This is a genomic window from Cricetibacter osteomyelitidis (assembly GCF_004340985.1).
Lineage (GTDB): Bacteria > Pseudomonadota > Gammaproteobacteria > Enterobacterales > Pasteurellaceae > Cricetibacter > Cricetibacter osteomyelitidis.
The window spans coordinates 22,343-34,794 of record NZ_SLYB01000026.1; the positions used below are offsets into that span (position 1 = coordinate 22,343).

Genomic DNA, 12,452 nt, shown 5'->3' on the forward strand with positions numbered 1-12,452 from the left:
TTTTAACTCCTTGATTACAATGACGATACTAAGTCAGCAATACTTGCAGCATCAAAACCGTGATGTTTACGTAGAGTTTTTCTATCGGCGGCTAATGCATAACCACCATCAGGGATACCTAAGCGTTTTAATTTAATCGCAGCACCATGTTCCGCAATCACTTCTGCAACAAGGCTACCTAAACCGCCATTGATATTATGTTCTTCAACAGTGATAACATTTTGCATATTTTTTATTGCTTCAAATAATTGTTGGGTATCACATGGGCGAATGGATGGAATATTGAGCACTGTCACATTAATACCTTTTTCAGCAAGTAATTCAGCTGCGGTAACAATTTCATGTACGGTAGAACCCATTGCGATAAGTGCAACATTTTTTCCTTTTTTTAATACATCAATTTTGCCGGGCTCAAATTTATAATCCGCACTATGAATTTCTGGTAATTCTTTACCGTCTAAACGAATATATACCGGGCCTACGTGCTGAATGGCATAATCGATAATTTGGCGGCATTCATTTGGACTGGACGGTGCATAGATTTCAATATTGCCAAAACCACGCATAATACTGATATCATCAATACTATGGTGTGTACTTGCTAATGGACCATAGCTCGCACCGGAATTTAAGCCAAATAATTTTACATTGGTATTGTTATAACAAATATCCACTTTAACTTGTTCATTGGCTCGAGACACCAAGAATGGTGCGGCATTACAGGTTACTGCAACTTTACCGCCTAATGCCAGACCGGCCGCACAACCCACAAGAGTTTGCTCAGCAATACCAACGTTTACGAGACGATCCGGAAATGCTTTAATAAACGGAATAATTTTTGCAGTAGAAGTAGAGTCCGCAACAACCGGCACTAAATCTACGCCGTTTTTAACCGCACTTATAAAGCGTTCTACCATAATGTTGGCTAGATGTTCTGCGTTACTCATCTTTTAACTCCTCTAATGCTGATTCGACTTCATCACCTTTTGGTACTCTATGATGCCACTCCGGTTTTCCTTCAATAAATGAAACCCCAGCACCTTTGGTTGTATGGGCTATAACGACATGTGGTTTACCATTTGGCTGTAGGCTTTCTAAGGTATCGACTACCGAACGGATATCGTTCCCATTACATTCGTGGACTTCCATTCCAAATGCTTTCCATTTTTCATCTAATGGATCATTATTTAAAATATCTTTAGTAAAGCCCGCTAATTGCAGTTTATTTTTATCATTGATAATAACTAAATTATCTAATTTATATTGTGCGGCAGCCAAAGCAGCTTCCCAGTTACTGCCTTCTCCTAATTCACCGTCACCGGTGACGACATAGATTTTACGTTTGCTACCTGATTTTTTAGCCGCAATCGCTAAACCTACGGCAACCGGTAATCCGTGACCTAATGCACCGGTATTTAATTCAACACCGGGGGTTTTATGTTTAACAGGATGTCCCGGTAATTTAGAATCAGCGTGTTGATAAGTCGATAACCAATCTTCCGGAATATATCCGGCCTCTGCTAAACAACAGTAGTAACCACCGGCTGCGTGTCCTTTTGATTGAATATAAATATCACGCTCAGGATCAGTTAAGCGATCCGGTGCACAATTTAAAATTCTGAAATAAAGTGAAGTCACTAATTCAACTTGGGATAAATCTGCACCGGTATGCCCACCAGCCGGACTATTTGCATTTAACACAATGATTTTTCTACGAATAGCTTTTGCTTTTTTCTCTAGTTCTTCATAGGATAAATTATATGGATTCATTTTACCTCCTAATATATTCATATATGAATATATATTCTGATTGACAAAAAATTTTATGCTTTTTGTGATGCCACAGCCGCTTTATACTGTAATTTGTTTTGCATTTGGTCGATAATAACCGCAACAATAATCACAATACCTTTAATTACCATTTGCCAGAACTCACTTACGCCCATCATTACTAAGCCATCAGCAAGAATACCGATAACGAATGCACCGATTAACGTTCCGGCGATTGTGCCGCGTCCACCTGCAAGGGATGTTCCCCCTAACACTACGGCAGCAATAGCATTCATTTCAAACGCATTACCAGTAGCCGGGTGGCTTGCCACTAATTGAGATGTCACCACAATCCCTGCTAATGCGGCACATAAACCTGAAATAACATAAACCCAGATTTTAACGTTGTTGACTTTGATACCGGATAATTCGGCCGCTCTTTCGTTATCACCAATCGCATATACGTGACGACCGAAAGGTAATTTTTTAGCGGTATAAGCAATAGCGGCTGCAACAATAAACATCAACCAAATTGAATATGGAATACCAAATAAGCTGCCGGCACCGATTAATTCAAATCCGGTATTGCCTAATTGTGGATTTCCGGATAAACCGGGGAATGTTTCACCATTAGACGTTAACATCGCCGCACCACGAATAATGTACATTGTCCCTAGTGTGCAAATGAAAGGAGCCACATTATAGCGAGTGATAATTAATCCGTTGATCGCACCGATAGCACAACCTAGCAATAAGACGACTGGCACAACAACCCAGATGCTTGGGAATATGGCGATACCAAACATCGGTAGCACAATCCCTTTTGAAATAAGATAACCTGCAACCATACCGCATAAACCGAGCGTTGCACCGATAGATAAATCGATACCTGCGGTGATGATCACAAATGTGATCCCTAATGCCAATAATGCATTGATAGAGATATGTTTGATCATAATAATCACGCTGGATGGATTCAGAAAACCATCAACTGTGATCGTAAAGAACGCTAAAATAACAAATAACGCAATAAACGTTCTGAGTTTTAAAATAAGTAACATCATATTGGATGAATTTGCTTTTGACATAATGCACCTCATTAATCCTAATTATTGAAAACTGTATGGCATTCTTTAGAACTTGCTAAAACTAAGCCGGTTTCATCAGTTTCACGTCGTAATACATCCGCAGTGAGTATTCCGTTGGACATAACCAAAATTCTGTCAGAAACTGCCATAATTTCTTTTAAATCCGATGTGGAAAATAAAATACCAATACCTTCCTGAGAGAGTTTTACCATCATTTCAAATACATCTGCTTTCGCACCAATATCAATCCCGCGAGTTGGTTCATCCAATAGTAGTACTTTCGGTTCGGTCAATAATGACCGTCCGATAACGACTTTTTGTTGATTACCACCACTCAGTGCTTGAATTTCTACTTCTGGAGAGGATACTTTTATTGAGAGTTCTTTGATTGTAGAATCAATAGCCTGTTTTTCATCTTCATCGGAAATCACGACATTCTTTTTCAAACGTTTCCACAGGCTGGATACGGTTAAGTTATTACCTACTGAGCTTATAGGAAAAATGCCGGAACCTTTACGGTCTTCCGGTACTAAACCGATTCCCATTTTGATACGGTTAGTCGTAGAAATATTATTGTTGATAATCACTCCGTTAAGTGAAAAACGACCGGAATAGTTAACTTTACCTAACAGACATTCAAATAATTCTGTTCTACCGGCACCCATTAAACCGTATATCCCGACAATTTCACCGGCATGCAATGAGAAAGAAACGTCATTGACAACAACGTTTTCAGACTCATTGATATAGGTAATGTGTTCTGCTTCGAGAATTTTCGGACCAAAAGTACGGTTTGATGGTAGGAAATCAGTAACGGGATCGCTGCCCAACATTTCACGCACAATCCAAGGTACATCAATATCTTTTACTGTTGCTTCCGATTGGAACTTACCGTCACGCAGGATCGTAATATAAGTACCGATTTCCATCAGTTCTTCCAAACGATGTGAAATATAAATAATTGAAACGCCTTGAGCCGTCAGTTCACGAATAACGTCGAATAGAATTTGTACTTCAGTTTTACTGAGTGCGGAAGTCGGTTCATCTAAAATCAAAATATCGATTTTACTTGCTAATGCTTTAGCTATTTCAATCAACTGCTTTTGTCCTACTTTTAAGTTCGACACCGTTTCATTAGGATCAATATTTTGTTTTAAACGCTTTAATACTTCTGCGGTAAGTGCATATTGTGTTTTATTATCAATTGGCGATAGCCCGGATTGAATCTCTCGACCTAAAAACACATTCTCCGCAACAGTTAAATTTTCGGATAAATTAAGTTCTTGGTGCACCATTCCAATGCCGTGATCCGCTGCACTGCGTGTATTGGTAATCACTACTTCTTTATCATTAATATAAAGTTTGCCTTCGGTGGGTTGTTGTACACCGGCAAGAATTTTCATTAATGTTGATTTGCCGGCACCATTTTCCCCGATAATTACGTTAACTGCTCCGCGATAAACGTTATAGCTTACGTTATCGAGTGCTTTTGTGCCCGGAAATACCATAGAGATATTTTCGGCACGCATAATAATATCGTTGTTATTAATAGCCATAGCGTTTATCTCTCAATGATTTCAAGTGGAACAGCATCTTGAACTTGATTATTTTTAATCGTAAGTGCGGTCAGAATTTCCACATTTTTTCCAATCCAGTCATTATCCAATTTTGGCATACCTGCCACAGCCTTTTTACTTAACTCTTTGGATAATTTGGCAAATTGAACTTGGTTTTTAAATTGATCAAAGCTGATCATTGATGAGGCGTCGCGAATTGCATTTCCGCGAAGAATTGAACCGTTTTGAATTAAAATAGTATTATTATCAACTTTAAGTTGGATGTTTTGTTTATCATCAATACTTTCAATTACACCGACTAAACGGACAAAATAGCTCTTATTATTAGCTAAATTGGTAATTGAATCTGCAGCAGATGATTTTGCATCTTGTAGTATGTCATTCCAAATTTTCTCAGCTATATCTTTAGGTTCCATATTACTTAATGCGGCTGCTTCTGCTTCAGACATTGGGATAATCGGTTTGCCGTTACTGTCTAAATCGACAACTTCACAACCGGCGACAATAAACCCGACACTGATAAAGAGTAAATTTGTGCTCAAATTTTTCCAATTTAACATTTTTCACCCCCTGGTATTTCTTAATAAGGGTATTCCGGATTTAGGGAATACCCTTATTCCTTAATTGGAATTATTTGCTGAGTGCGAATTTATTTAATTGTTTTGCATTACTGCTATCAATTAATACACAATCCATTAATTGTTTTTCTTCTTTATCGGTAGAACCGGTTTTAATATAAGCGTCAGCCTGTACTACGGCTTCTTGAGCCTGATCCCAAGCGGGTTGTAATACAGTGGCTTTAATATTACCGTTTGCAAGAATTGAATCACGTACATAATCGCTGCCATCAAAACCTACAACAATTACATCGGTACGGCCGGCTGCTTTTAAGGCAGCTTCGGCACCTAATGCCATCGTATCATTACCGGAAATTACCCCTTTGATATTTGGATGAACCTGCAATAATGATTCCATACGAGTAAAGCCTTCAGTTTGGCTCCAGTTTGCTGTTTGTTGAGCAACCATTTTCATATTTGGGTAGTCATCAATAATGTCGTGGAAACCTTGTGAACGAACAGATGCATTTGTATCGGATTCACGGCCTAATAATTCAACGTATAGACCTTCTTCACCCATTAACTCAACGAATTTTTGTCCGCCTAATTGTGCACCTTGATAGTTGTTGGAAACGATTTGAGAAACCGCAACACCGGATTTGTTAATTTCGCGGTCGATTAAAAATGCCGGTACACCGGCAGCTTTAGCTTTTTCCAGAGCACCAATAGTGACATCAGAACCAGCATTATCCAAAATAATTGCTTTTGCTTTACGGGCAATTGCGGTAGCAATCAATTGATCCTGCTTGTTAGCATCATCATCATGAGACGCAACGAGTGTGGTATAGCCGAGTTCTTCAGCTTTCTGCTTCGCACCGTCCGCTTCAGCTTTAAAGAACGGGTTATCATGAGATGGGGTTATAATTGCAATTAAACCATTATCAGCAAAGGAAAAACTAGACATTGCCAATGATAGAGCAACTATACTTGATTTTAAGAATTTACTAGCCATTTTGATCTCCTTGAATATTTATTCATTGCGGTTTATATATTCAAGGGTAATGTAAGACACAAAAATAATTCTGTCTATGAAAAGATTTTAGAAATGCGATATAGATCACAGAATTTTTAATTTATGAGTAGGCTTGTATTATTTGATAAGTAATTTTGCTGTGGATTTATCAATAATTAATACATCAACATATTGACCAATTAAAGCAGCTCTTATGGCATTTATTTTATCTCGACCACCGGCAAGCGCGACCACTTTAGGGCATTTTCTGACAAGTTCTAACCCCATACCGATAATAGGATCTTCTTGTTCACTTAAAACAGGCTTGCCCTGCTGATTAAAATAGTGCAAACAAATATCACCCACGGCACCTTTTTCAGCAAGCAAATGTAACATATGTTTTTCGTAATAAAGCCCTGAGTTTTTTAATAACTCGGATGGTTCTAACATTCCAATCCCTACGAGCGCAACATCAATTTTATCAAACATCTTTACTACGTTTGATACTTCGGTCATATTAAGTAGCTGCTGTTTATAATCAATGTTTCCGATATCACTAATAAAACTTTGTGATGGTAATAAATATGAAGGGCAATTCAGTTTTTTAGCTAATTCATAGGTAAGAAAATTAGCTTGCACATTACCATTAACTCCCACACCGCCTAACAACTGAACCACACCTTTTGCTTTAGTATGCAGCGGTGGCATATGATCTACCATTCGTTGAATCGTTCCGCTCCAAGCAGATATGCCAATCAGCTCATCAGCCTGCAGGGTGACTTGTAAATAATAGGCGGCGGCGGCACCAATAGCTGTTTTTAGTTGATGTTCATCTTTATCATCAATATCAACAACAATTGCTTGATTAATTCCAAATTTTTGTTGAATTTTTTTCTCAAGATCTAAAAAAATACCTGCCGGTGGGATGATATTAATGCGTACTATACCTTCTGCTAAACATTTGGTGAGAGAACGAGAGACGAAAGATTGAGAAAGATTTAATCGTTTAGCAATTTCAGACTGTTTTAAATTATCGGTGTAATACAATGTGGCGATTTTTGCTAATAACCGTTTTTCATTAGTAAAAGACATTATACTTCTCTATTGAATTGATGATAGATGTGCTCCTTAGTCTAACAAGTTTTTTTTTTCAATAAAAGGATGATTGAAATAAAAAATGCGGTTAATTTAACCGCACTTTCATATTATTTATAGTTACACATTATACTTTTGACGATAAGTAATCATATCTTCAATGGTTACTAATGCATAGCCTTTTTCTTTTACGAATTTGACTAACTCCGGCGTTCTGGACATTGTGCCGTCATCATTTGTTAATTCACAAATAACGCCGGCTGGTTTGTATCCGGATAAACGGGCAAGATCCACCGCGGCTTCAGTATGACCGTTACGTTCAAGAACACCATTTTTAGCCGCTCTTAATGGAAACACATGCCCCGGTCTATGCAAATCACTTGGTTTCGCACCATCTTTAATCGCTGCTTTGATTGTTGTTACACGATCTGCTGCGGAGACACCGGTGGATACGCCTTCTGCCGCCTCAATGGTAACGGTGAATGCCGTTTTATTAACACTGGTATTGTCTTGCACCATGGGCGGCAAATCAAGTTGTTTGCACAGTTCGTCTGTAATACATAAACACACAATGCCGCTGCCGTGGCGAATTAATACCGCCATTTGTTTCGGTGTAATGGTCTCTGCCGGGAAAATTAAATCTCCTTCGTTTTCGCGATTTTCGTCATCGAGCACCAAGACACCATTGCCTTGTTTGAAGGTTTCAATAGCTTTTTGTACACGTTGTTCCGGTGTACCGAATTCGGAAAGTAGTGACTGATTCATTTTAAATTTCCTTTATATAGTGATTGTTGAATTTAATGAATCAGGGGTGATGGAAGGGTTATTTAGCGATAACAACAAAGCAGGTTTTGCAAACAAAACCTGTTTTCTTCTCTTTCATCCAGACTGTAACTGTCGGCTTTGGATTTTCACCAAATCTGCTTGTCATTAACCGTCACTTTATGATGTGGTTAACCGCTCGTGGGCTTATGCATGATGCACTTACCACCGGTAGGGGATTTCACCCTGCCCTGAGAATGTTTGTGTAGTATAATTCAAAAGAGCGGAAAATAAAAAGGTTTTTCTTTGTTTGTTGTGCAGATTATTTTACAATGTGATTTATGTAATATGATTATGCTTTATTATATTAAAATTACACGAATCATATGACAAAATAGTATCATTTTTGACCGCACTTTGAGGATGGATTATGGCAAATTTTTCTTATTTGCAACAAAAGCGTAAACAATTGAATTTAAAGGTTAATGAGCTTTGTGAAAAAGCAAATGTCACGCGTGCGTACTTTAACCAATTAGTGAGCGGTAAAATTAAAAATCCGAGTGCGGCAAAGCTTGGTGCATTGCATCAGGCCTTGCAAATCACCGATCAAGGCAATAAGAAAATCGGTGTTATTTTTGGGAAATTCTATCCTGTGCATACCGGTCATATTAATATGATCTATGAAGCATTCAGTAAAGTGGACGAAGTTCACGTAGTTGTTTGCACCGACAGCGAGCGTGATTTGCAATTATTTTATGATAGCAAAATGAAACGAATGCCGACACCACAAGACCGTTTGCGTTGGATGCAGCAAATCTTTAAATATCAGAAAAATCAGATTTTTATTCATCACTTAGTGGAAGACGGCACGCCGAGTTATCCAAACGGTTGGGCGGCATGGGCTGAGCGGGTGAAAGAATTATTTGCAACGAAAGGCGTTAATCCGAGCGTGGTATTTAGCAGTGAAATTCAAGATAAGGTTCCCTATGAACAATATTTAGGTTTAGATGTTGTATTAGTGGATCCAAAACGAGAATTTTTTAATGTATCTGCTACTAAAATCCGTACCCATCCGTTCCATTATTGGAAATTTATTCCGAAAGAAGTGCGACCGTTTTTTGCGAAAACTATTGCGGTGCTTGGCGGTGAAAGTAGCGGTAAGAGCGTGCTGGTGAATAAACTGGCGACGGTGTTTAATACTACATCCGCATGGGAATACGGTCGTGAGTTTGTATTTGAACAATTGGGCGGCGATGAACAGGCTATGCAATATTCCGATTATCCGCAAATGGCATTAGGGCATCAGCGTTATGTGGATTATGCGTTACGTCATGCACATAAGGTTGCGATTATTGATACGGACTTTATTACTACACAGGCGTTTTGTATTCAATATACCGGACAAGCGCACCCGTTTTTGGATTCAATGATCAAAGAATATCCTTTTGATGTAACTATCTTATTGAATAACAATACGAAATGGGTGGATGACGGGTTACGCAGCTTAGGCGATCATAAGCAACGCCAACGTTTTCAACAATTATTGAAAAAATTATTGGATAAATACAAAGTACCTTATATTGAAATCGAATCCCCAAGTTATTTGGACCGTTACAACCAAGCGAAAGCGATTGTGGAAAAAGTATTGAATGATGAAGATATGCCTGAGTTGGTCGGGGAATAAGATTATATGATTTTATTTGCAGGCGACCCGCACGGCAGTTATGAGCATTTGTACCCTTTTATTGAAGGGAAAGAGAATCTTGCATTGGTGATTTTGGGGGATTTACAGCTAACGACAGCGGATGAATTGGACAAATTGGCTCGTCATTGTGAGCTGTGGTTTATTCACGGTAATCATGACAGTAAAACCGTGCAGGCTTTTCAATCAATTTGGGGAACACAATGGCGTGAGCGTAATTTGCATGGGCGAGTGGTGGAGATTCAAGGAAAACGGATTGCCGGATTAGGCGGTGTATTCCGCGGACAAATTTGGATGCCGCCGAATAAACCGATGTTTTTTGATCCCATTCATTTTTGCCAATATTGTCCGCAAGAACGAATCTGGAACGGCGGCGTGCCTTTGCGTCATCGCACTTCCATTTTTCCATCGGATTTTGAAGCATTGGAAAATCAACAAGCCGATGTGCTTATTTGTCATGAAGCACCAAAACCGCATCCTTCCGGTTTTAAAGTGATTAATGAGCTGGCGGATAAACTGGCGGTGAAGCAAATTTATCACGGTCATCATCATGATAATTTTAGTTATCAGGGAATGTTGGGTAAATTTAATTATCAAATTATTAATGTAGGATTTCGTAGTATTTGTAATGAAGCGGGGGAATACTTACGTATCGGTATTGATGATCGGCATTTGAAGTGATAGATATAAAGAGAAGTGCGGTAGAAAATTTTGAAATTTCCTACCGCACTTTAGTTTTTAACTTATTGTAAAGTAAAACGAATCGGTACGCTTAACCCTGCCGGAACAGCCGCTGGTCGAGGGCCGATGGAATTTGCGTTCAACACCGCATCCAAGGCCGATTTATCCAAATCGTCATGTCCGGAAGATTTGGTCACGCGTGCATTGCTTAAAGAACCATCGTTATTAATAGTGAAACTCACGGTTACAATACCTTGTTTACGCATCATTTTAGCACGTTGGGAATAACGTTTATTTCGTTCGATTTCACGGCGAAGTTTACTTTTATAAGCTGCCGCCTCAGAACTGTTAGAACCACTGCCCGATAAATTGGTATTATTACTATTCGCCGCACCGATACTGCTCGCTGTGGAATTCACATTCGAATTTCCAGCGATTTCACGATCGCCAAGTTGCGCTTGCGGATTTTGTACGCTTGCTTTTACTTTTGCAGTAACAGGTTCTTTAGGTTTATCCTTTGGCTTCTCTTTTGGTTTATCCTTAGGCTTTTCCTTCGGTTTTTCTTTTTTCTTCTCCGGCTCCTTCGGTTTTTCCGGTTTCGGCTTAATGGTCGGATCGGCAACTACTTCTTCTTTCGGTTCTTCAGGCTGTTTGATTTCAGGTTCCGGTTCCGGTTCTGCCTCCGCCACACGCATTGCCATGATCATTTCCATGGAGATATTCGTATCCACTACATCGGCATCAATGCCATTTGCACTGTCATCTTTTTTAGTGATAGCAAAGAAAATGACGACAAGAAGCCCTAAGTGAATCGCAAGAGAAACAAGAAAACCAATTCCCGACTCTTTACGAAATTGCATATTATTTTCCTTTCTCTTTCATTGTCACAATGGCAACATTTTTAATTTCATTTTTTGCCATCAGATCCGTTAAGGTGACGAAATCTTGGAAAGATGCTTTTGCATCTACTTTTAGCGTCACCTTTTGTTCTTTGTCCCAAGTCGCAATTTCTTGTTCTAACGCCGCTTGTTGAATCGGTTTATCATTAAAATACAGTTCGCCGTTTTCAGTCACTGTCAATAATTTTGCCAATTCATCGGATTTAAATGCTACTGTGGAACTGGCTTTCGGTACATTCACTTGAATTTTACCTTGTGAAATAAAAGAAGCGGTAATTAACACGACGGCTAATAAGACCAACATAATGTCAATAAAAGGAATGATATTAATCTCATCAAATTTCTTTGCCATGATATATTCCCTTTACTATTGTTCGCTTGCTTTTTGTTCGTGTAATACTTTCCATTTTAAGCGTAACACTTCCACTTTACGACCTAAAGCGTTATAGAAAATCATTGATGGAATCGCCACCAAAATACCTAATGCCGTCGCTTTTAATGCTAAAGATAAATGAACCATAATTGAAGCGGCATCAATATCGCCACCGGAACTACCTAATTGATAAAAAGTCAATAAAATACCGATAACGGTTCCCAATAATCCTACATAAGGTGCATTGGCACCAATAGTAGAAATAATAGTCAAATGACGATTGGTATCAATATCAAGAGCATGAATCGTTGAATATTGATTCACTTTTACGCGACTTAAAAAGATAACGCGTTCGATCACCATCCATAACATAATGAAGCTCATTAAAGCCAGAATGCCGATAATAATATAATCACTATATTGTTGTAAGAAGTTAAAAAGACGGTTAGTTGTTGCTGAGTTCATAAATATACCCATATCTTAAATAAATGACTAAATAAAAGTGCGGTAGATTTTACCGCACTTTCGGCTTCTAATTGAGAATTAGTTTCAATTGCATATTCTAACAAATTTCATTTTTAGGGTAAATAATTATTAATCAGTCACGGACAAATGAGAGATTTAAGATAAGAGTTATTTAAGGTTATTAAAGAAAATCAATAGTCTATCTTTATTTAAAAAAATTATTAAGGATGATTTTTGAACGGTTGAGCATAAAATTTACGGATTTTTACAAAAAAACACTTGCAAAGAATTTTCAAATCCCTATAATACGCTCCACACAACGACGCGACGTTGTAAAAGATTTAAAAATACGCCTCGCGTCGTTCTTTTTTGCTCCTTAACAATATAATCAGACAATCTGTGTGGGCACTTGTAGATGGATTTTGAAAAACTATTTTAAATTTTGAAGTCTTAATAAGTGTCAACTTGAAA

13 protein-coding genes and 1 riboswitch are annotated in these 12,452 nt (G+C 38.3%); of the genes, 2 read left to right on the forward strand and 11 right to left on the reverse strand.

Features of this window, described 5'->3' with window-relative positions; genetic code table 11:
* Positions 1-14: 14 nt before the first annotated feature.
* The 8 genes from EDC44_RS10335 to ribB all read right to left on the reverse strand — a co-directional run bounded on the left by EDC44_RS10335 (position 15) and on the right by ribB (position 7,864).
* Complete coding sequence (locus tag EDC44_RS10335; protein ID WP_131978447.1) at positions 15-947, reverse strand: transketolase family protein; 933 nt, start codon at positions 945-947, stop codon at positions 15-17.
* On the reverse strand, positions 940-1,770 hold the full coding sequence (locus EDC44_RS10340) for a transketolase (protein ID WP_131978450.1): 831 nt from the start codon (positions 1,768-1,770) through the stop codon (positions 940-942). The genes EDC44_RS10335 and EDC44_RS10340 overlap by 8 nt, the downstream gene beginning before the upstream one ends.
* A gap of 53 nt (positions 1,771-1,823) precedes the next feature.
* Positions 1,824-2,858, reverse strand: coding sequence for an ABC transporter permease (locus EDC44_RS10345; RefSeq protein WP_131978453.1), 1,035 nt, complete (start codon positions 2,856-2,858; stop codon positions 1,824-1,826).
* A 17-nt stretch (positions 2,859-2,875) separates the two neighbouring features.
* Positions 2,876-4,414 (reverse strand): sugar ABC transporter ATP-binding protein, encoded by a 1,539-nt coding sequence (locus EDC44_RS10350; RefSeq protein ID WP_131978456.1) that lies wholly within the window; start codon positions 4,412-4,414, stop codon positions 2,876-2,878.
* 5 nt (positions 4,415-4,419) lie between these two features.
* Entirely contained in the window at positions 4,420-4,995 is a 576-nt protein-coding gene (locus EDC44_RS10355; protein WP_131978459.1) for a DUF2291 family protein, read from the reverse strand.
* 70 nt (positions 4,996-5,065) lie between these two features.
* Positions 5,066-6,004: a D-ribose ABC transporter substrate-binding protein gene (locus EDC44_RS10360; RefSeq protein ID WP_131978462.1), complete on the reverse strand. Its 939-nt coding sequence runs from the start codon at positions 6,002-6,004 to the stop codon at positions 5,066-5,068.
* A gap of 138 nt (positions 6,005-6,142) precedes the next feature.
* Entirely contained in the window at positions 6,143-7,096 is a 954-nt protein-coding gene (locus EDC44_RS10365; protein ID WP_131978465.1) for a sugar-binding transcriptional regulator, read from the reverse strand.
* A 123-nt stretch (positions 7,097-7,219) separates the two neighbouring features.
* Positions 7,220-7,864 carry a 3,4-dihydroxy-2-butanone-4-phosphate synthase gene (ribB, locus tag EDC44_RS10370; RefSeq protein ID WP_131978468.1) on the reverse strand — a complete coding sequence of 215 codons (645 nt, stop codon included), beginning with the start codon at positions 7,862-7,864 and terminating at the stop codon, positions 7,220-7,222.
* A gap of 102 nt (positions 7,865-7,966) precedes the next feature.
* Positions 7,967-8,124, reverse strand: a riboswitch (FMN riboswitch).
* Between the two features lie 167 nt (positions 8,125-8,291).
* Between ribB and nadR the strand changes: the two genes are divergently transcribed.
* Both nadR and EDC44_RS10380 read left to right on the forward strand, forming a co-directional pair.
* Complete coding sequence (gene nadR / locus EDC44_RS10375) at positions 8,292-9,545, forward strand: multifunctional transcriptional regulator/nicotinamide-nucleotide adenylyltransferase/ribosylnicotinamide kinase NadR (RefSeq protein WP_131978471.1); 1,254 nt, start codon at positions 8,292-8,294, stop codon at positions 9,543-9,545.
* A gap of 6 nt (positions 9,546-9,551) precedes the next feature.
* Positions 9,552-10,244: a metallophosphoesterase family protein gene (locus tag EDC44_RS10380; protein ID WP_131978474.1), complete on the forward strand. Its 693-nt coding sequence runs from the start codon at positions 9,552-9,554 to the stop codon at positions 10,242-10,244.
* Positions 10,245-10,306: 62 nt separating this feature from the next.
* Here EDC44_RS10380 and EDC44_RS10385 read toward each other — a convergent pair whose 3' ends face one another.
* Genes EDC44_RS10385 through exbB form a run of 3 tightly spaced genes read right to left on the reverse strand, consistent with a single transcriptional unit; the run spans position 10,307 to position 11,981 of the window.
* Positions 10,307-11,104, reverse strand: a complete 798-nt coding sequence (locus tag EDC44_RS10385; RefSeq protein ID WP_131978477.1) for an energy transducer TonB — start codon at positions 11,102-11,104, stop codon at positions 10,307-10,309.
* 1 nt (position 11,105) lies between these two features.
* Positions 11,106-11,495 (reverse strand): TonB system transport protein ExbD, encoded by a 390-nt coding sequence (exbD, locus tag EDC44_RS10390; protein ID WP_131978480.1) that lies wholly within the window; start codon positions 11,493-11,495, stop codon positions 11,106-11,108.
* A gap of 15 nt (positions 11,496-11,510) precedes the next feature.
* Positions 11,511-11,981 (reverse strand): TonB-system energizer ExbB, encoded by a 471-nt coding sequence (gene exbB, locus EDC44_RS10395; protein WP_131978483.1) that lies wholly within the window; start codon positions 11,979-11,981, stop codon positions 11,511-11,513.
* Positions 11,982-12,452: the final 471 nt, after the last annotated feature.

Excerpts from the sequence above, each read along its gene's own strand:
- EDC44_RS10335 (WP_131978447.1), bottom strand. The coding sequence starts at position 947 with ATGAGTAACGCAGAACATCTAGCCAACATTATGGTAGAACGCTTTATA.
- EDC44_RS10340 (WP_131978450.1), bottom strand. The coding sequence starts at position 1,770 with ATGAATCCATATAATTTATCCTATGAAGAACTAGAGAAAAAAGCAAAA.
- EDC44_RS10345 (WP_131978453.1), bottom strand. The coding sequence starts at position 2,858 with ATGTCAAAAGCAAATTCATCCAATATGATGTTACTTATTTTAAAACTC.
- EDC44_RS10350 (WP_131978456.1), bottom strand. The coding sequence starts at position 4,414 with ATGGCTATTAATAACAACGATATTATTATGCGTGCCGAAAATATCTCT.
- EDC44_RS10355 (WP_131978459.1), bottom strand. The coding sequence starts at position 4,995 with ATGTTAAATTGGAAAAATTTGAGCACAAATTTACTCTTTATCAGTGTC.
- EDC44_RS10360 (WP_131978462.1), bottom strand. The coding sequence starts at position 6,004 with ATGGCTAGTAAATTCTTAAAATCAAGTATAGTTGCTCTATCATTGGCA.
- EDC44_RS10365 (WP_131978465.1), bottom strand. The coding sequence starts at position 7,096 with ATGTCTTTTACTAATGAAAAACGGTTATTAGCAAAAATCGCCACATTG.
- ribB (WP_131978468.1), bottom strand. The coding sequence starts at position 7,864 with ATGAATCAGTCACTACTTTCCGAATTCGGTACACCGGAACAACGTGTA.
- nadR (WP_131978471.1), top strand. The coding sequence starts at position 8,292 with ATGGCAAATTTTTCTTATTTGCAACAAAAGCGTAAACAATTGAATTTA.
- EDC44_RS10380 (WP_131978474.1), top strand. The coding sequence starts at position 9,552 with ATGATTTTATTTGCAGGCGACCCGCACGGCAGTTATGAGCATTTGTAC.
- EDC44_RS10385 (WP_131978477.1), bottom strand. The coding sequence starts at position 11,104 with ATGCAATTTCGTAAAGAGTCGGGAATTGGTTTTCTTGTTTCTCTTGCG.
- exbD (WP_131978480.1), bottom strand. The coding sequence starts at position 11,495 with ATGGCAAAGAAATTTGATGAGATTAATATCATTCCTTTTATTGACATT.
- exbB (WP_131978483.1), bottom strand. The coding sequence starts at position 11,981 with ATGAACTCAGCAACAACTAACCGTCTTTTTAACTTCTTACAACAATAT.